Annotated in this window: 14 protein-coding genes; 8 read left to right on the forward strand and 6 right to left on the reverse strand. The window is 40.8% G+C overall.

Annotation, left to right across the window (positions count from 1 at the left end):
- Positions 1-6 precede the first annotated feature (6 nt).
- Complete coding sequence (locus ACK2WI_RS11325; RefSeq protein ID WP_093098331.1) at positions 7-867, reverse strand: N-acetylglucosamine kinase; 861 nt, start codon at positions 865-867, stop codon at positions 7-9.
- Positions 868-1,112: 245 nt separating this feature from the next.
- On the opposite strand from ACK2WI_RS11325, the gene ACK2WI_RS11330 reads away from it, so the two are divergent.
- Positions 1,113-3,776, forward strand: coding sequence for a M14 metallopeptidase family protein (locus ACK2WI_RS11330; protein ID WP_093098333.1), 2,664 nt, complete (start codon positions 1,113-1,115; stop codon positions 3,774-3,776).
- A 343-nt stretch (positions 3,777-4,119) separates the two neighbouring features.
- Here ACK2WI_RS11330 and ACK2WI_RS11335 read toward each other — a convergent pair whose 3' ends face one another.
- A complete protein-coding gene (locus ACK2WI_RS11335; RefSeq protein WP_409150867.1) occupies positions 4,120-5,127 on the reverse strand; it encodes a D-alanine--D-alanine ligase in 1,008 nt (335 codons plus the stop codon).
- A 141-nt stretch (positions 5,128-5,268) separates the two neighbouring features.
- On the opposite strand from ACK2WI_RS11335, the gene ACK2WI_RS11340 reads away from it, so the two are divergent.
- From ACK2WI_RS11340 to ACK2WI_RS11370, 7 genes are all read left to right on the forward strand, one after another.
- Entirely contained in the window at positions 5,269-6,066 is a 798-nt protein-coding gene (locus tag ACK2WI_RS11340) for a PASTA domain-containing protein (protein ID WP_093098336.1), read from the forward strand.
- 1 nt (position 6,067) lies between these two features.
- Complete coding sequence (mltG, locus tag ACK2WI_RS11345) at positions 6,068-7,111, forward strand: endolytic transglycosylase MltG (RefSeq protein ID WP_409150870.1); 1,044 nt, start codon at positions 6,068-6,070, stop codon at positions 7,109-7,111.
- A 1-nt stretch (position 7,112) separates the two neighbouring features.
- Positions 7,113-7,523, forward strand: coding sequence for an acyl-CoA thioesterase (locus ACK2WI_RS11350; protein WP_409150872.1), 411 nt, complete (start codon positions 7,113-7,115; stop codon positions 7,521-7,523).
- Positions 7,523-8,488 carry a YihY/virulence factor BrkB family protein gene (locus ACK2WI_RS11355; RefSeq protein WP_093098339.1) on the forward strand — a complete coding sequence of 322 codons (966 nt, stop codon included), beginning with the start codon at positions 7,523-7,525 and terminating at the stop codon, positions 8,486-8,488. The genes ACK2WI_RS11350 and ACK2WI_RS11355 overlap by 1 nt, the downstream gene beginning before the upstream one ends.
- Positions 8,489-8,575: 87 nt before the next feature.
- A complete protein-coding gene (locus tag ACK2WI_RS11360) occupies positions 8,576-10,735 on the forward strand; it encodes an ATP-binding protein (protein ID WP_312696533.1) in 2,160 nt (719 codons plus the stop codon).
- 104 nt (positions 10,736-10,839) lie between these two features.
- Positions 10,840-12,774: a 30S ribosomal protein S1 gene (gene rpsA / locus ACK2WI_RS11365; RefSeq protein ID WP_093098342.1), complete on the forward strand. Its 1,935-nt coding sequence runs from the start codon at positions 10,840-10,842 to the stop codon at positions 12,772-12,774.
- Positions 12,775-13,037: 263 nt separating this feature from the next.
- Positions 13,038-13,868 (forward strand): sulfurtransferase, encoded by an 831-nt coding sequence (locus tag ACK2WI_RS11370; RefSeq protein ID WP_409150874.1) that lies wholly within the window; start codon positions 13,038-13,040, stop codon positions 13,866-13,868.
- A gap of 160 nt (positions 13,869-14,028) precedes the next feature.
- Here the strand turns inward: ACK2WI_RS11370 and ACK2WI_RS11375 are convergent, their stop codons facing one another.
- From ACK2WI_RS11375 to hutI, 4 genes are read right to left on the reverse strand one after another with little or no spacing between them, the layout of a single operon-like run.
- Entirely contained in the window at positions 14,029-14,901 is an 873-nt protein-coding gene (locus ACK2WI_RS11375) for a pirin family protein (protein WP_093098345.1), read from the reverse strand.
- Positions 14,902-14,937: 36 nt separating this feature from the next.
- Positions 14,938-15,921 carry a formimidoylglutamase gene (gene hutG / locus ACK2WI_RS11380; RefSeq protein ID WP_409150876.1) on the reverse strand — a complete coding sequence of 328 codons (984 nt, stop codon included), beginning with the start codon at positions 15,919-15,921 and terminating at the stop codon, positions 14,938-14,940.
- A 7-nt stretch (positions 15,922-15,928) separates the two neighbouring features.
- On the reverse strand, positions 15,929-17,941 hold the full coding sequence (locus ACK2WI_RS11385) for a urocanate hydratase (RefSeq protein ID WP_409150878.1): 2,013 nt from the start codon (positions 17,939-17,941) through the stop codon (positions 15,929-15,931).
- A gap of 4 nt (positions 17,942-17,945) precedes the next feature.
- On the reverse strand, positions 17,946-19,199 hold the full coding sequence (gene hutI, locus ACK2WI_RS11390) for an imidazolonepropionase (RefSeq protein ID WP_409150880.1): 1,254 nt from the start codon (positions 19,197-19,199) through the stop codon (positions 17,946-17,948).
- Position 19,200 lies beyond the last annotated feature (1 nt).

Raw genomic sequence — 19,200 nt, forward strand, 5'->3', positions numbered from 1 at the left:
ATATTTTTAAAGTTGAACATTCAGCTCTCTGTCCACCACATAATGGAACAGCTCTTCTATTGGGCTACTCAATATCTTGCCCACACGTACACCATGCAAAGAACATACCTCTCTTAAGTGAATATCAAAATAATAAGCTATTCTTCCCACAAAATGACATTCATATTCCCAAAAGTTCGGATAGGTCATGATATTGGTCCGAACAAACTCGTCAAAACCATTTCTCAAAAGATTATCTATATAGGGATGTTGTCTGTTCTGTCCCATAAATTCCGCAAACGATGCGAGGTAGGCATTCGGCCTGTCCCTTTGGTAGACGTTTTTGATAATGATATCCTTGGTAATAGGATGTGACTCCTTGAAGGTCCTTGCCAAATCCCTAGGCATGGTCTCATAGAGATAGGCAGTTATCAATTGTTTGCCAAACCAGGCACCTGAACCCTCGTCCCCAAGCACATAGCCATTGCCATGCAGACTTGCTGACAATTTTTCACCATCATAAAAACTGATGTCAGAACCAGTTCCTAGGTTGGAGATCAACCCTTTTCCGGCACCAAAGGTGGCATAAGCAGATCCTAACAGATCGCTTTCAACAGAAATAAAGGATGATGGAAAAATTTGGGTCAAGGCATTGGATACTAATTCACGGCGGTCAGGAGTGGAACATCCCGCTCCGAAAAAATAGACCTCATGAACCTCTTTTATATATGGGATAATTTCGGGAACCTCCGTCAAAATGGCTGCAATTTCCTTCTCGCTAACGAAAAAAGGATTTAAGCCTTTGGTACTGAATCGTAATGGTTTGCTATCTGGAAGATGGAGCATCCAATCTGATCGTGAGGATCCGCTATCTGCAACTAAAATCATATGCTACTAAATGTCATCATCTCAAATATACAAATTCCAAGAGAATAAAAATCGTTTTGTGGATTTAAACAAAAACGATTCTTCGGTTTCAAAACCCTCCCCCTTCCCATATTCCTAGTCTTCATTTATTGCCGAAGCACCTGTCTGTAATATTCTTGTGAAGGTCCAGCTTTAGCTGTATCTTTCTCCTATGAATCTGCAAGCGATTCTTATCTTTAACCAATAAATTATTACCTAATAGAATTATGAAGAACTCAATTAACCTTATTCGGTTACTGTTGTTTTCATTTGCTTTTATTCAAACAGTGTTTGCTCAACAAATCACTAGCCCGAAGGAGCATTTTGGATTCAATATTGGCGATGATTACCAATTGGCAACATTCACCGAAACTGAACAGTATTTCAAGAAATTAGACCAGCAATCCGATCGCTTGCTCTATACCGTCATTGGGAAGACCGAAGAAGGTAGAGATCAATGTATGTTGATCATCAGTTCTCCTGAAAACTTAAAAAACCTGGAAGAATTCAAGAACATTTCGACTAAATTGGCTCATGCTGACCTATCCGAAGCGGAAGCGCGTGACTTGGCTCAAAAGGGTAAGAGCATTGTCTGGATTGATGGCGGCCTACACTCCAACGAAGTAGTCGGAACGCACCAATTGATCCAAACAGCTTATCTATTGGCATCATCCAATGATCTTGAAACCAAGAAAATCTTGGAAAATAGCATTGTCTTAATGGTACATGCCAACCCTGACGGGCAAGAGTTGATCTCCAATTGGTACATGCGTGAAAAAACGCCAAATAAAAGATCAGGGAACTATGTTCCTGTCCTTTATCAGAAATACGCAGGCCATGATAACAACCGCGATTTTTTCATGCTGAACCTGAAGGAATCCCAAAATATGGCAAGACAGCTATTTGTTGAATGGATTCCACAGATCATGTACAACCACCATCAAACAGCCCCTGCCGGTGCTGTAGTGGCTGGTGCGCCATATCGCGATCCGTTCAACTATGTTTTCGACCCAATCTTGATGTCTGGCATCGATGCTTTAGGAGCAGCTATGTCTTCAAGGTTGAATGCAGAAGGCAAACCTGGCTATACGGCTAAGGATGGTTCGGTATTCTCTACTTGGTATAACGGTGGATTGAGAACGACCACTTATTTCCACAATATGATGGGCCTATTGACTGAAATGATCGGTAATCCTACTCCATTTGAAATCCCGCTAGTTCCTAACCGACTGATCCCAAACAATGATACTCAAAACCCAGTGATTCCACAGGTATGGCATTTCCAACAGTCTATTGATTATTCTGTTTCCTTGAACTATGCCGTATTGAACTATGCGAGTCGCTATAAGGATGAGGTCTTGTACAACATGTTCAGAATGGGCAAGAATTCCATCGAGCGTGGATCCAAAGATTTTTGGCCTTTATCTCCAAGCAAGGTTGCTGTCATTGATACAGCTTTCCAGCAAGCCAAGAGAAAAGACCCAAAAATCGAGAACAACCGAGAAGCTGAAAGGAAGCTATTGGGCAGTCTTTTCGACAACAAATCACTTCGTGACCCAAGGGGATTTATTATCCCTGCCGACCAAGCTGATTTTGTAAAAGCTACCGATTTCGTGAATGCATTGATCCAAAATGGAATCGACATCCAACAGGCCAATGCAGACTTTACCGTAAATGGCAAGAAATACGTTAAGGGTTCTTATATCATCAAGACCGATCAAGCATTCCGTCCTCATATTTTGGACATGTTTGAGCCCCAGGATCACCCGGATGATTTCCAATACCCAGGAGGCCCTCCTATCCCACCTTATGATGCTGCCGGATGGACATTGGCTTACCTGATGGACGTGAAGTTTGACCGTATCTTAGATGACTTCAACGGTCCTTTCCAAGACTTGACGAATGGAAAAGTGATCCAGTTGGCTGAAGTGGCTAAACCAAAAGGCAAGTACTTGAGGCTACCAGCCACTATCAATGAATCATTCCGCGTAAGCAATGATTTGTTAAAACAAGGCAAGAATGTATGGCGTGATGAATCCAATGGCGATATCTATGTAGAAAACAATGCGAATGTTAAATTGATCTTTGCTGCAGAAGCTAGTAATAGCTTGCCAAAACAAAGCAAAAAAATCAAAACTTTGCGTATTGCACTTTGGGATACCTATGGCGGAAGTATGCCATCAGGATGGTTAAGGTTCCTAATGGAGAAATACCATTATAACTTTGATGTCATCTATGCACCAGATATCGACAAGGGTAATCTGAATGCAAAATATGATATCATTATCTTTCCAGGAAACTCCATACCAAGGTTCAACAGCAATGCAAATGCATCATCCTATTATGGTCGCATGCCTGCAGAAGCCCCAGAAAACATCCCTTCTCCTTACAAAGAGAGATGGGGCCGCTTAACTGAGCAGAAGTCCATTCCAGTATTGAAAGCATTCTTGGAAAATGGCGGTAAAATCGTGACCATAGGAAGCAGCTCTGATTTAGCAGAACATTTAGAATTAGGGGTAGAAAACCATTTGGTAGACGCGCAACACAAAGCCCTGAAGAGAACAGACTTCTATACGCCAGGTTCGGTGTTGACAGCTAAAGTGGCAAAAGGAATTGCCAGTACTTGGGGATATAATGATCAAATTGATCTTTATTACAGCAATGACAACCTGTACAGAATCACGAATAACAACATCAAACCATTGATGTGGTTTGATTCCGAAAAAGTGTTAAAGAGTGGTTGGTCATGGGGACAGAAGTATTTGAAAGATGGTGTTATTGCATTTGAAGCGCCAGTAGGCAAAGGCAAATTGGTATCATTTGGGAATGATATTAATTTCCGTGCGCAGACTCATGGAACTTTCAAGTTATTGTTCAACCAATTGCAGTAATTAAAATCAACATAAATTTTAAGGCCATATCTCTACCGATATGGCCTTTTCTTTTTATTTGTAACATGATTTGAGTTTCGAAATCCAAAATTTACCTAGCGTTTGGAATTGACCTAATTCGAGACATATTCGGAATTTTCGCAAAATGGCTAAATCAGATTAACCCATATTCCCGAATCATTCTCGAATGAGTCCCGAATGAAACCCAAAGGAAATAGCAAGAAGTAAATAGGAAAAATGAGGAAAATTTTGAGGATTTTTTAGGCTATGATTATAGCAGATTGGAAACCATAAAGAAAGGCAAAGAAAATTACTTCTTTGCCTTTCCTATGTTAAGTATATTTTAAATATCGTTTTTAGCGGCTTCAATCAATTCCGAATAGAACGCTGTTTCAGTACGTCCAGCTGCACGGACTTGTTGTGGAATAAAGCTTTGTGCCGTTTGTCCTGGAATGGTATTGATCTCAATGAAGTAGAATTTATCCGTATTATTTTGGATAAAGAAATCCACACGGACCATGCCTTTGCAATTTAAGCGGACATAAACCTCACGTATAATGGCATCCGCCCTGTCTTTCTGTTCTTGGTTCAGATCGGCTGGAGTAATCTCCTGAGTCAGTCCAGGTGTATATTTTGCTTCAAAGTCAAAGAATTCCCTCGTTGTGATTACTTCTGTGGCAGGAAGTACTTGAAGCTCGCCTTTGGAATCCCTGAAGATCCCTTGGGAGAATTCCCTTCCTTTCACAAACTCTTCTACCAACACTTGCATACCGGTCCCTTCTGCATCGTAAGCTTCATCTAAGGCTTTAGGAAGTTCTTCCCAGGTATTTACCTTGTTCATACCGATGCTGCTACCACCTGCATTTGGTTTTACAAATAAGGGTAACGTTAATTTTTCTTTGACCAGATCAAATGCTTTGGGTCTGTCGATATCAAATAAAAGAACTGATTTTGCGACGTTCAATTCCGGAATGTCCTGGATAATAGCCTTGGTATAGCCCTTGTTCATGGTCAAGGATGACGTCAAAGCGCCACAAGAAGTATAAGACAATCCGATCATATCCAAATAGCCTTGCAACCTGCCATCTTCACCTGGCGTACCATGTAAAATGATAAAGGCAACATCAAAACGCAGCTTTTCATTATTGATGTTCAAGGAGAAATCTTGACGGTCAATTTCGTGTTTTTGGCCGTTTTCATCTGTATAAGCCCAACTTTCCAATGTAATATCAATTAGATACACATCGTATTTTTCCTTATCAATTTTGGAGTAAACAAATGCCGAACTTTTATAAGAAATTTCAGCCTCTCCAGTGTAACCACCCGTAATTAATGCTACTTTAGTTTTCATATGTAATAATCGAGAAGCAAATATAATTTGAGATACGAGGAAAAACGAATATTTTTGCCTTTATATTAGCAGTATTTGCGTGAAATTGTAAAATTGGAATTAATATTGTTAATAGGATAATCAAAAAAAACTCATTAATAGATGTCGAAGTTCTTTTTATACTTGAGAACGAGTGCTTTTAGGAAAAACTTAATTGCAGGGCTCATTTTCATTGTCATTCTTTTTATTTTAGTTTATTTCGGATTAAAGATCTACACTAAGCACGGTGATTCTCAAGAAGTTCCTCTATTGAAAGGCTTGAACATCAGTGAAGCTTTGAACGTATTGGACAAGGCCGGGTTAGAGGTTGAGATCGATTCGATCTACCAAATGGATGCAAAACCAGGCTTGGTAATCGACCAAGATCCGGACCCTAAGAGCCATGTGAAAGGTGGTCGTACGATTTATTTGACCATCATTACCCAATCTGCACCTGAAATTGCATTCCCAGAAGTAATTGATAAGACTTTTATCGAGGCATCTGCCATTTTGAAGAACCATTCTTTAAAGATTGCTGATACCGTTTATAGAAATGATATCGCCAGAGATGTGGTATTGGACGTAAAATTTGCCGGTCAACCGATCCGTCCGGGACGTATGGTTCCGAAAGGCTCTAAAATCAGCTTGATTTTAGGAAATGGCCGAGGAGATGATGAGGTTGAAATCCCAGTTTTGATTGGATTGAACTTGACAGAAGCAAAATTTGCTTTGGCTGGAAAAGGATTGACCTTAGGTTCGGTTTCCTTCGATGGCAACTCCAATGATACCCTAGGTTCTGTGGTAGTCAAACAAAACCCAGACACCAGTGCTAAGATTATTTCAATTGGTAATGCCATCCATGTTACTTTAGGAAAACCGGCAGAACCAGCTCCAACAACGACTACTCCACTAAACCCATAACATGGCTGAGAACAGAAAAAAAAGAAAAGGATTAGGGATTGTACTTATCATTATCTTATTGATAGTTCTGGTAGGTGCATGGATAGGATACCAAGCCTTTATGGCTCCAAGTATTTCCACGGATGAGGAATACTTCTATGTAAAAACCGATGAGCCCTATGCGAGTGTCATCTCGAGGATTGAGTCGGAAGGTATTGTCAAAAACCCAACCTATTTCAATTATGTAGCAAAGGCCATGGATTTGGAGAGCAGCGGCATTAAAGCGGGACGCTATAAACTATCTCAGGACATGAGCAATCGCCGATTGATAGGGAACTTACGTGGCGGTTATCAGGACGCTGTGAAATTCAGGTTCCAAAATGTACGCTTGAGACAGGATTTTGCAGGTTTATTGGGCAAGGACTTTGAAGCAGATTCACTGACTTTCATCAACCTTTTGAATGATGAGAAATTGGCTGAGAAATATGGCTTCAACAAGGAGAATTTCTTCAGCATGTTCGTTCCAAATACGTATGAAATCTATTGGAATACCAAGCCTGAAGAAATCATTGATCGTTTTTCAAAGGAATATGAGAAATTTTGGAATGCAGAACGCAGAGCCAAGGCAGACTCATTAGGAATGACGATCCAAGAGGTGAGCACCTTGGCATCCATCGTGAAGGGAGAAGCCTTGCACGTGGATGAAATGCCAAAAATTGCCGGTCTATATATCAACAGATTGAAGAAAGGGATGCTTTTGCAAGCAGATCCAACGGTGATCTTTGCCAATAACGACTTCACGATCCGTAGGGTGCTGAACAGACATTTGACCATTGACAATCCATATAATACTTACCGATTTAAGGGATTGCCTCCGGGACCGATCATGATGCCAAGCATTGCTTCTATTGATGCGGTATTGAATTATGATCAGCATCCATACATCTATATGTGTGCTAAGGATGATTTTTCAGGGTACCATTTATATGCAGAAACGGTTGCTGAGCACTTGATCAATGCGCGTAAATTCCAAAAAGCACTTGACGCAAGAAATATCAAGAAATAATATGTTTCATTACCAGCATCATATCAGGGTTCGTTACGCGGAGACAGACAATATGGGTTATGTCTATTATGGGAACTATGCGACTTATTACGAAGTTGCCCGTACTGAAATGTTAAGGAGCACGGGGATTTCCTATAAGCAGCTAGAGGAAATGGGTGTAATGTTGCCTGTGATCGAATTGAGCTGTAAATTTAATAAGGCGGCGAAATATGATGATTTAGTAACCATAAATATTTATATTAGAGAAAAACCAGGAATAAGGATTAAATTTGAATATGAGCTGTTTAATGAATCTGGAGAGCTGCTGAATACAGGCTCTACCCAACTGGTATTTGTGGACATGGAAAGAAACAGACCCTGCAAACCTCCTCAGATTTTCATAGATAAGATGGCTCCATTTTTTGGAGAATAATGAAAAAAATTCACCAGCATCTTCTGTACGTCAAACCTTATGACAGATTTATCGAGTGGACCAAATCTGCGACCTTACCGGGGTTTGGCAAATTACCACTCTATACGGTCATGGTATTTTTCTTTCAGGAGATCGCCCGTGAGTCCATTATCAACAAAGCCTCTTCCCTAGCCTACAATTTTATGTTGGCTGTATTTCCTGGAATCATTTTCCTATTTACGCTGATCCCCTATATACCTGTTGACAATTTCCAGGAACAATTGATGGAATTGATCCAGTTGGCCCTGCCCAACAGCGCTTTTGAAATCTTGGAGACGACCTTGGAGGATATCATCAAGCGACAGAACGGAGGTTTGCTTTCGGCCGGTTTTGTGCTCTGTACATTCTTTGCGACCAATGGTATGACCACCTTGATGATGAGCTTCAATAAAGCGTCTTTATCCAAAGAGTCGAGAACCTGGTTTCAAAGAAGAGTGGTGGCTCTAGCCCTTTCCCTTGCCATCGTTTTGGCATTGGCCGTGGGAATCGCACTTTATGCGGGGTCAAACTACTTGATAAATTACTTGAAGACACATATTGATTACGATCTGAAATGGTTTTGGGCATTTGCGATCAAGCTAGCCCAATGGATCATTTTGTTTGGTATCTATTTTTTTACAGTGAGCCTTATCTATAAGTTTGGGCCAAGCTCCACAAAAAAATGGAAGCTATTTACACCGGGTGCAACTTTGGCAACTTTATTGGCCATGTTGTCCTTTTCATTTTTCACCTTTTATATCAATAATTTTGGCGCCTACAACAAATTATACGGTTCCATCGGCACATTGATCGTGGTGATGATCTGGATGTATATCAACGCCCTTATCCTGATAATTGGCTTCGAATTAAATGCTAGTATCGCGCTCTCAAAACAGAGTATTAAAATTGTTAAACCGAGGGTATACAACTCGTTTAAACCAAACTAAATTTAATTTATTATAAATTTATTATTATTGTAATCGTATTGTGGAATTTGTTAGCGCAAATCACCAATTATACCGAGATATTTACCGATGGAAGACAAGGATTTACAAAAGCGGAATAAGCGGAACCAGAACGTAAGGAATATCCTGTTGAGTTCAATAATTTTATTGTTCATCACTTTTGTTATTTTTTTTATTTTTTCCTATATCCAGTATAAGAGTATTCAGAACAAAATCCAGAACATTTATACTTCGGTAAACAGTGACCAGAATAATTTCTCAGAATTATTGACCATATTCAGTGAGGCAGAGGATCATTTTAGGGTGTTCTCCATTACCTATAATATCCAAGATTACAATTCGTATCGCTCCAAACTGATCACTTTAAAATCAGCGGTCGATTCCTTGATCAAAGTGAGGAATGCAGAATCCCAAACCTTCAGCGACAAGAATTATAAAGGGCGCAAATTGGAAGACCTCTTGCCTAAATACACCCAATTGAATTCTAAATTGGACTCTATTTTAGTGGCCTCTGAAACTTTGAAGACCTTTAACATCCAAGCGAACAATGAAACAAACATCACGCTTCCGAAAGCAAAGGAACCCGCAGCCATCGTTCCGAATGAACCAAAGAAGGTCGTAGTCAAAAAGAAATCCTTGCTCAAGCGGATCTTCCAAAAGGGGGATGATACCATTACGGTTGAAACCGGTGTTCCTACCCATACCCAACAAGTAACAGAGCAAAATGCAAACCTGAAAAACATCATCAGGCAAGGAAATACACAAGCGGAGAACAGGTTAAAAGAACTGAAGCAGACCCTGACCGATATCCGTAAAAATGAAAGATCATTACTGGCGGATAACTTTACCCTGCTTCACAGTGCCAACCAACTGATCCGTATCATTCATGAAGAGCGTATCCAGATCCAAAGAGATAAAACAGACCATGAACTGAGCATCTTGATCGCGAGAACAGATACCTTTAAATGGCAGATCATAATTTCCCTGACCTTTGTTTTCATCGTGATCTGTATCTTGGTATACTACCAATTCTTTACGAACTATTATGAGCGAAAATTATTGGATGAGCGTGTATATGCTTCGAAATTAGCCGAGCAAAAAACGGATATCCTCGCAGAGATTACCCATGAGATCCGAACGCCTATCAATTCCTTGATTGGGATCGTGGACTTATTGAAGAGCCGTAAGGACCTTTACCAAGCCAATGATATCCATCTATTGGAATCAGCTTATACTAATATTACAGCGACATCAAAAACCATCAATGATATCCTGAACTTGAGCAAAATAGACCAACAGAACAATATTGAAGCAATCCACTTTGACTTTGTTGACCTATTGATTGATGTTGTGGAAACGCACCGCAACCATGCTGAGATGAAAGGGATAGAATTGGCCTATGAAGTTGACAAGGATCAACCGACGGTGATTTTCTCGGATGAATTTAAGGTGCGTCAGATCATGAGCAACCTAGTGAGCAATGCGATCAAATATTCGAATGCCGGAAAGGTGGTGGCAAGTGCGATCGTTGACGATCAAAGCAACCTTATCTTTAAGGTATCGGACCAGGGGCAAGGAATTCCAGATGCATTGAAGAAGAACATATTCAAGAAATATTATACGGTCAATAAATCGAATAAGGTTGAGGGCGGTGTTGGATTGGGTCTATATATAACCAAGAATATCGTCAGTACCTTGAAGGGTAAGATCAACTTTAAAACCAATGCTGGCCAAGGCACGACCTTTAAGGTAGAAATCCCGATTCCTAAGCCGAAATTCCGTCGGAAGACCTCGATGAATATCCAGAAGATCAGTGATTTTTCAAAGGATTTAAGTTGGTTGATCGTGGATGATAACGCCCTGAATTTGCTGTATTTGAAGCAGTTTTTCTCGTTACATACCCATGTCAAGACGGCGACGAACGGAAAAGAGGCTTTGGAGATATTGAGCAGGTTTCCGATTGACGTTGTTGTTACCGACATCAACATGCCGATCATGACGGGCGACGAATTATTGGCGACCGTGAGGGCTAACCCTGCTTACAATTCGGTTAAAATAATAGCCACATCTTCTGATAATGAACAAGTTAAGAAGCTAGAAAAAGAGCGTCAGGTTTTATTTGACGGGATTTTGATCAAGCCATTTAACGAGCGGAAACTGACAGAAGTGATTGTAAAAACGATCTATCCTATCTTTGAGGACAGCGACGAGTTACGTCAAGAATCCTAAACATTTAAATCTTTTTAAACTTTTTTACATCTAAACTCTTGTAAATAAAAGTTTTTCGTATCTTTGCAATCCCTACATTGTAGGGAAAAGGAGATTATTAATTAATGGCAAAAAAACAAGAAGCAGAAAAAGAGTTAGCGGCGAAAAACGCAGAGCTACAAGGTGCTGACACAAAAGTTGTGAAGGACACTGAAAAGATTGAGTCTGAGGCAGATTCAAATTTAATCGATGAGATTAAATCAAACACTTGGAGTACTCCATCAGGAGACTTCGACTGGGATCTTGATGAAAAAGCTTTTGGTAACTACAGTGATGCAGAACGTACTAAACTAGAAGAGCAGTACGCTGGCACATTCAACCAAATCAATCAAGGTGAGATTATTGAAGGTATCGTGGTATCGATCAATAACAAAGATGTTGTTTTAAACATCGGTTTCAAATCAGACGGTCTAGTAGCATTATCTGAGTTCCGTGACTTACCTGACTTAAAAATCGGTGATACGGTTGATGTATTTGTTGAATCGCAAGAGGATGCAAATGGTCAATTAGTATTATCACGCAAACGTGCTAAAACACAAAAATCTTGGGAAGAGATCAACGAGGCTTTGGAGAACGACAAAGTTATCGATGGTTTTGTTAAATCACGTACTAAAGGTGGTTTAATTGTAGACATCAAAGGTGTTGAGGCTTTCTTACCAGGATCTCAAATTGATATCAAACCTATCCGTGACTATGATGTTTACGTAGGTAAAACTATGGAATTCAAAGTTGTTAAGATCAACCATGAATTCAAAAACGTTGTTGTTTCCCACAAAGTATTGATCGAAGACGATTTGGAAAACCAAAAATCAGAGATCGTTGCGAAATTGGAAAAAGGACAAGTATTGGAAGGTACTGTTAAAAATATCACTGACTTCGGTGTGTTCATCGACTTGGGTGGTGTTGACGGATTACTTCACATTACTGACATCTCTTGGGGCCGTATCGAGCATCCAAAAGAGGTATTGGCATTAGACCAAACGATCAACGTGGTAGTTCTTGACTTTGATGACGAGAAAAAACGTATCGCATTAGGTTTGAAACAACTTTCAGAGCACCCTTGGGAATCTTTAGACAAGAACTTAGAAATCGGTTCTAAAGTAAAAGGTAAGATCGTTACTGTAGCTGACTACGGTGCATTCTTAGAAATCATCCCAGGAGTAGAAGGATTAATCCACGTTTCTGAAATGTCTTGGTCTCAAAACTTACGTTCTCCACAAGAGTTCTTGAAAGTAGGTGACGAAATCGAAGCTGAAATCTTGACTTTAGACCGTGAAGAGCGCAAAATGAGCTTAGGTATCAAACAATTGACTCCAGATCCTTGGCAAAACATCACTGAACGTTATCCAGTTGGTTCAAAACAATCAGCAGTTGTTAAGAACATGACTAACTTCGGTGTATTCGTTGAGTTAGAAGACGGAATCGATGGTTTAATTCACATTTCTGACCTTTCATGGTCTAAGAAAGTTAACCACCCTAACGAATTCACTAAAGTTGGTGAAAGATTAGACGTTGTGGTATTAGAATTAGACGAAGAAAACCGCAAGCTTTCATTAGGTCACAAACAATTAGAGGAAAACCCTTGGGATACTTTCGAAACGATCTTCACTGAAGGTTCAGTTCACGAAGGTACTGTAATCAAAGTTGGTGACAAAGGTGATATCGTTGCTTTACAATACGGTGTTGAAGGATTCTGCCCTAACAAACACTCTGTAAAAGAAGACGGATCAGCATTGAAAGTAGACGAAGTTGCTGAGTTCAAAATCATCGAATTCAACAAAGAAAACAAACGTCTAGTGATTTCTCACTCTCGTATTTGGGAAGATGCTAAAGCTGAAGCTCGTATCGAAGAGTTCAACGCTCGTAAAAAAGAAGCTAAAACTGCTAACGCAGCAGTGAAAAAAGTTAAAGATTCAGTTGAGAAATCAACTCTAGGTGATCTTGACGTATTAGCTCAATTGAAAGAGCAAATGGAAGACAACGAGAAAAAATCTAAATAATTTTAGATTTCTCTAAATACTTCGAAGCCCCGATTGCAAAATCGGGGCTTTATTGTTTTTTAGACTTGAGATGGGAGATATGAGATGTGAGAAATTGGAAGAATATTATTTTTTGAATGTAGAATAAGGGATTTAGGTAATGAGATGAGTGATTGTAAAAGATTAGATATAGATGTTCAAAGTCTTATTACATTTTGCATATCTTTAACATGAGAAGTTTAATATCTCAATACTCATATCTAAAATCTCATATCTATATACCCATGAGAACAGCAGCGCTAATCAGTACCGACGAGGCCCTCAAATTGATCAATGAGGAGCATGCCTTAGTTTTGGATGCCACTATCGATAAGGTCAACCAGAAAATAGACAACACGAATTTGGAACTGTTGCCAAACAGTTTGTTTTTGGATATAGAAGGTTCTTTTTCGGATCACCATAGCCCCTATCCGCATACGATGCTTTCGGCTCAGCAATTCAGCAAGGAAGCACAAAAATTGGGCATCAACCAAGATTCTACCTTGATCATCTATGATCGTTGGGGGGTCTATTCCAGCCCAAGGGCATGGTGGATGTTCAGGTATATGGGATTGGACAAGGTTTATGTGCTTAATGGTGGTCTGCCGGCTTGGAAAGCTGCAGGTTTGCCCATCGATAAGCAGTTCGCTGAAGCTGCCAGCTTAGGCAACTTCAAGGCAAAGCCCAATTATGAATGGTTTATCACGAAGGAGGAATTGGTGGAGCGCCTTGGAGATGACGATATCAGCATTACCGATGCTAGATCTTCTGGACGGTTCCATGGCACTGCTCCTGAACCAAGACCGGGTCTGCGATCAGGACATATCCCAGGATCAAAGAACCTGCCCTTTGATCTGGTACTGGATGGAATTCAATATCAGGACAAGGAAGAACTGGAACGTTTGTTTGAAGGTAAGATCGATAGCGCAAAGCAAAATATATTTACCTGCGGTTCGGGGGTTTCTGCAGCCATCATTGCATTGGCTGCCTATGAACTTGGAAATGACTATGTAACTATTTTTGATGGCTCCTGGAGTGAATGGGGAGCAGATGAGAATACTTTGGTGAGTAAATAATAATTAGATATTAGTATCTAGTATTTAGTATTTAGACTTTTCTGCAAGTGGTATAAGGAATTTTAAATTTTCAACTTCCTTTTTATTAAAGATAATATAGCCTTTGCTATTCTTTCAATCGGTGTCTAACTACTAAATACTAACTACTAAATACTTAATACTATCTTACTGGAAGCGGCACATAGCCGTCATCGCCTGGTACTTTGGGGAATTCATGGTTGATCCATTTTTCTTTGGCTTCATCGATTGTACTTTTATCGCTGGCTACGAAGTTCCAAGAGATAAAACGTTCTTCTGGGAAGGGTTCTCCTCCGAATATATAGACGGTAGTTCCGGCTTTCATTTCAAAGGTACATAGATGTGCGTCTAAGGTGATCAAGATCTGCTTTGGACCGTAGTTAAAGCCATTGCTATCGACTTCTCCTTCTAGGATATACAGACCGCTTTCGCCGTACAACTCTCCTCTGATATCAATTAAGGCATCTTTCTCGGCTTTAACTTCAATCATGTAAAGTTTGCTGTAAACAGGGACTGGCGATTTCTTACCGAAGGCTTCACCAGCGATCAGTTTGTAGGCAACATCGCCATCTTTCCAAGTGGGTATTTCATTGGCTTCAGTATGGTGGAATTCAGGTTCCATAAACTCTAGATCTTTTGGTAGTGCGACCCAGATCTGCAAGCCATGGAGATATTTATCCTTTTGGCGAAGGTATTCGGGTGTTCTTTCGGAATGGACTACTCCCTTCCCTGCTGTCATCCAGTTTACTGCACCGGGTTTGATTTCCATGGCAGTACCTAGACTGTCACGATGAAAGATCGAACCATCAAACAGATAGGTCAAGGTAGATAAACCTATATGAGGATGGGGTCCAACATCCAAATTCTCATGGTCTGCTAAACAAGCAGGGCCCATATGATCAATAAACACAAAAGGGCCAATGGAACGTTTCTGACGGAAAGGCAATAACCTGCCTACCATAAAGTTTCCGATGTTGGCTGCTGTTTCTTCTCTGATGAAATCAATATTTGACATGTGTCTCCTGTTTTTATGTTTCTTTAAAGTTACATATTATCGCTTATTATTCACTAGGCGAAAAATGAGATCAGCAGCCAACTTTGTCGTCCTATTGTCAATATCATAAAGGGGATTAATTTCGGCGAAGTCTATGCATTTGAGATTTGGGAGATTCATTATGCTTTGGAATATTTGCTGAAAGCCATGGTCAGGAACAATTCCATTGAACGCTGGCGCACTCACTCCAGGCGCATAGGATGCAGCAAAAACATCCATATCCACTGTAAGGTAGATAGCGTCCGTATGTTCGGCAAAGGATTGTATCTGTGCAATGACCTTATCGATATTTCCTGGAAAGATTTCTTCTCGTTTGATGACCTGTACGCCTTTTTCTTTTGCATAGTTGAACAAGGCTTGGGTATTGCTGATATCTTGGATACCTATGGCTAGGTAACTAGGTTCGAAGCCTTCTTTTGCAGCATCTTGAAAAATCTGATAGAATCCAGTTCCTGAATTCCCTTGATTATTCGCTAAATTCCGTATATCAAAGTGTGCATCCAAATTGATCACCCCGAGCTTTTTAGATTTACTATGGGCTTTCAGTCCATTAAAATGACCATAGTTCACTTCATGACCACCTCCTAAGACAATGGGGAAACCGCCATGATCAAGGATCTGGGCTACTCTTTTGGCGAGTTCATTTTGTGCAGCTTCCATATCTTCAGCAATGCAGATTACATCGCCAGCATCGGCTAATTTAACTTCAGCTTGCAAATGGTTTGGGAGTCCTGCGAGTACCTTGCGTAAAGCCGCCGGTGCATCCTTCGCTCCTATTCGTCCTTGATTTCTCTTGACGCCTTCATCACAACAGAATCCCAAGAACACAATCTGCTTTTCAAGAAAAGGAAGATCAGTGTCAAGATCAATACAGGAAATCAATTGATGCCATCGAAGAAATTCAGGAGTTTCGCCATCGATTCGGCCAGTCCATATCTGTTTTTCAGAAGGCTTGTAAAAAACATTACCTAGTGCTTCCATAGCAGGTTTATTCAAATAGGTTATCTATTAATTGGTCATCTACTAATTCTGCTTTGGTAACTTTAAGCGTAGATGTCCTTTCCAATTCAGTTTCAATAGCGCTGATGGCTTCCTTATTTCTAGCCCATGCTCTTCTGGCAATACCATTATTGACATCAAAGAATAGCATTTGCTTTAATTTAAGATCACTAGCTTCCGAACCATCTAAGACCATTCCGAAACCACCATTGATTACTTCTCCCCAGCCTACTCCACCACCATTGTGGATCGACACCCAAGTAGCGCCACGGAAACTATCTCCGATAACGTTATGGATAGCCATATCGGCTGTAAATTTACTGCCATCGTAAATATTGCTGGTTTCGCGATAAGGTGAGTCGGTACCACTCACATCGTGGTGGTCACGGCCTAAAATGACTGGCGCCGACAATCGACCATCTGCAACAGCCTGATTGAAAGCTTCTGCAATCTTCATCCTACCCAATGCATCTGCATAGAGGATACGAGCTTGCGAACCCACCACCAATTTATTGTTCTCCGCTTCGGAAATCCATTTGATATTATCTTCCATCTGTTGGAATATCTCGGAGGAAGCATTTTTTTGAAGTTCTTTCATCACTTCCAAGGCTAATTGGTCTGTTAATCGAAGATCCTCTGCCTTTCCTGATGTACAAACCCATCGAAAAGGACCAAATCCATAATCAAAGCACATAGGCCCAAGGATGTCCTGCACATAGGAAGGATATTTAAAATCGATTCCATTGCTAGCCATTACATCCGCACCAGCACGACTGGCTTCCAAAAGGAATGCATTCCCATAATCAAAGAAATAGGTTCCTTTTGCCACATGTCTATTGATAGCATCTGCATGGCGAACTAAAGTTCTTTGTACCTCTTTCTTAAATTGCTCTGGATTATTGGCGATGAGGTCGTTTGACTCTTCAAAACTTAGATCCACAGGATAATATCCTCCAGACCAAGGATTATGTAATGAGGTCTGATCGGAGCCCACTGTAATTGGTATATTCTGCTTATCAAATTGTTCCCAAACATCAACGATATTACCGATATAAGCTATTGAAATCACTTCTTTCTTAGCCATAGCTGCTTTTACCGCCAGGATAAGACCTTCCATATCTTCCAGCAAAAGGTCTACCCAACCTTGCGCATGTCTTTTCCTTGCTGCGGCGGGATTAACTTCCGCACATACGGTGATACAACCAGCAATATTACCTGCCTTAGGTTGTGCACCACTCATTCCACCCAAGCCAGATGTCACGAAAACTTTGCCTTGTATTGATTCACCTTCAGGAAGGTGTTTTCTGAAAGCATTCATCACAGTGATGGTGGTCCCATGAACTATTCCCTGTGGACCAATGTACATATAGGAGCCGGCGGTCATCTGTCCGTATTGGGTTACCCCCAAGGCATTGAATCTTTCCCAGTCATCAGGCTTTGAATAATTCGGAATCATCATTCCATTTGTCACGACTACCCTTGGTGCATTTTCAGATGATGGGAAAAGTCCCATAGGATGACCTGAGTACATGTGCAGGGTTTGCTGCTCGGTCATCTGCGACAAGTATTTCATGGTCAATAGGTATTGCGCCCAGTTTTGAAATACAGCACCATTGCCACCGTAAGTGATCAGTTCGTGTGGATGCTGCGCGACTGCAGGATCCAAATTGTTTTGGATCATCAACATGATAGCTGCAGCTTGCTGACTATTTGCTGGATAGGCTGAAATAGGCCTTGCAAACATTTCGTATTGAGGTCTAAACCGATACATGTAGATACGTCCGTAAGTTCTCAGTTCTTCCAAAAACTCAGAAGCCAGTTCAGAATGCCATTCTTTTGGAAAATAGCGCAATGCATTTCGAATGGCTAACTTTTCTTCTTCCGGACTTAATATCGCCTTGCGTTTTGGGGCATGGCTTACTTTATTATCTAGAATAGCTTTTGCAGGTAATTCTGAAGGAATACCCTGCAAGATTGCTTCCTTAAAATCTTTTTCTATCATGTTATTAATCATTTCTAACAAATACTTCTATTCCATTTTTCCACACGGCCTTTGGCTGTAATCCGCCTTGCAGGTAGGTGATGTTTTGATAATTATCCGTATCGTATACAACGAAATCAGCCAGTTTTCCTTCCATCAATCGTCCCCTATCGTCCAAATTCAAGGCCTTAGCAGCCCTGTAGGTTATCCCTGCCAATACCTCAGCATTGCTAAGCTTTTCCATCGTTGCCAAGATACTTGCGCTTTCGATCAATTTACCCATTGGGGCAGAACCAGGGTTCCAATCCGTTGCAATGGCCAAGCTAGCGCCAGCATCCAATAGCTTCCGCGCTGGGGTAAAGGCACAGCCTATACCTAATGAAGCCGCGGGCAATGCCACCGGAATCACATCTGAACCAGCCAGCAAACTGATTTCATTTTCGGTGGATGCTTCTAGGTGGTCAGCAGATACTGCTGCTAGTTCAACTGCCAGTTTAGAGCCAGAGGTACTGAACTGATCGGCATGAACCGTAAGATCAAAGCCCATTTCTTTGGCTTTTTGGTAATAAGGAAGAATCTGTTCTGCCGAGAAGGCACTCTTCTCAACAAAGGCATCAATCCGATTAGTTAATTTCTCTGATTTAAGGATAGGAAAGAGTTTCTCCCCCATCTCAAAAAGATAGTCCTCGGCATTGCCTTCATGATCCTTTGGATGCATGTGCGCAGCAAGGCAGGTCGAAACCAGATCTACATAAGAGGATTGGTTTGCTTCTTTGATGGCGCGAAGGGTTTTCAATTCTTCTTCAACTTGAAGACCATAGCCGCTCTTTACCTCCACAGTCGTTATACCTTGTCTCAACAGGGCATCAGCACGTTTCAGGGTCAAAGCTTTTAATTCTTCTTGGCTACAAGCACGAGTATGTTTTACGGTGCTCCAGATACCGCCACCAGCTTCTGCTATTTCTAGGTAGGAGCTTCCGGCATTACGCATGGCAAAGTCATTAGCTCGGTTTCCACCGAAGGCAATATGGGTATGGCAATCTATATATCCAGGAAGAGCAACAAAATCGCCTTTGAGTTCAACGATTTCAATATCCTTTGGCAAAGCCTCTTTCAGGCCATTAAAATCGCCTACAATGCTTATTTTACCATCAACGACATAAATACCCGCTTGTTCTATGATTTCCAGCTGTTCGTCTTTTAAAGCACCCTTTAGAGGCAAATGCTGCATAGTCAGCACTTGTTTGAATGGTCCTATTAATTTTCCGTTCTCTTTCATG

The sequence above is a fragment of the Sphingobacterium sp. BS-2 genome (assembly GCF_046161205.1).
Lineage (GTDB): Bacteria > Bacteroidota > Bacteroidia > Sphingobacteriales > Sphingobacteriaceae > Sphingobacterium > Sphingobacterium mizutaii.

What these genes read in the sequence shown, in the direction of transcription:
- ACK2WI_RS11325 (WP_093098331.1), bottom strand. Translation starts at nt 867, where the DNA reads ATGATTTTAGTTGCAGATAGCGGATCCTCACGATCAGATTGGATGCTC.
- ACK2WI_RS11330 (WP_093098333.1), top strand. Translation starts at nt 1,113, where the DNA reads ATGAAGAACTCAATTAACCTTATTCGGTTACTGTTGTTTTCATTTGCT.
- ACK2WI_RS11335 (WP_409150867.1), bottom strand. Translation starts at nt 5,127, where the DNA reads ATGAAAACTAAAGTAGCATTAATTACGGGTGGTTACACTGGAGAGGCT.
- ACK2WI_RS11340 (WP_093098336.1), top strand. Translation starts at nt 5,269, where the DNA reads ATGTCGAAGTTCTTTTTATACTTGAGAACGAGTGCTTTTAGGAAAAAC.
- mltG (WP_409150870.1), top strand. Translation starts at nt 6,068, where the DNA reads ATGGCTGAGAACAGAAAAAAAAGAAAAGGATTAGGGATTGTACTTATC.
- ACK2WI_RS11350 (WP_409150872.1), top strand. Translation starts at nt 7,113, where the DNA reads ATGTTTCATTACCAGCATCATATCAGGGTTCGTTACGCGGAGACAGAC.
- ACK2WI_RS11355 (WP_093098339.1), top strand. Translation starts at nt 7,523, where the DNA reads ATGAAAAAAATTCACCAGCATCTTCTGTACGTCAAACCTTATGACAGA.
- ACK2WI_RS11360 (WP_312696533.1), top strand. Translation starts at nt 8,576, where the DNA reads ATGGAAGACAAGGATTTACAAAAGCGGAATAAGCGGAACCAGAACGTA.
- rpsA (WP_093098342.1), top strand. Translation starts at nt 10,840, where the DNA reads ATGGCAAAAAAACAAGAAGCAGAAAAAGAGTTAGCGGCGAAAAACGCA.
- ACK2WI_RS11370 (WP_409150874.1), top strand. Translation starts at nt 13,038, where the DNA reads ATGAGAACAGCAGCGCTAATCAGTACCGACGAGGCCCTCAAATTGATC.
- ACK2WI_RS11375 (WP_093098345.1), bottom strand. Translation starts at nt 14,901, where the DNA reads ATGTCAAATATTGATTTCATCAGAGAAGAAACAGCAGCCAACATCGGA.
- hutG (WP_409150876.1), bottom strand. Translation starts at nt 15,921, where the DNA reads ATGGAAGCACTAGGTAATGTTTTTTACAAGCCTTCTGAAAAACAGATA.
- ACK2WI_RS11385 (WP_409150878.1), bottom strand. Translation starts at nt 17,941, where the DNA reads ATGATAGAAAAAGATTTTAAGGAAGCAATCTTGCAGGGTATTCCTTCA.
- hutI (WP_409150880.1), bottom strand. Translation starts at nt 19,199, where the DNA reads ATGAAAGAGAACGGAAAATTAATAGGACCATTCAAACAAGTGCTGACT.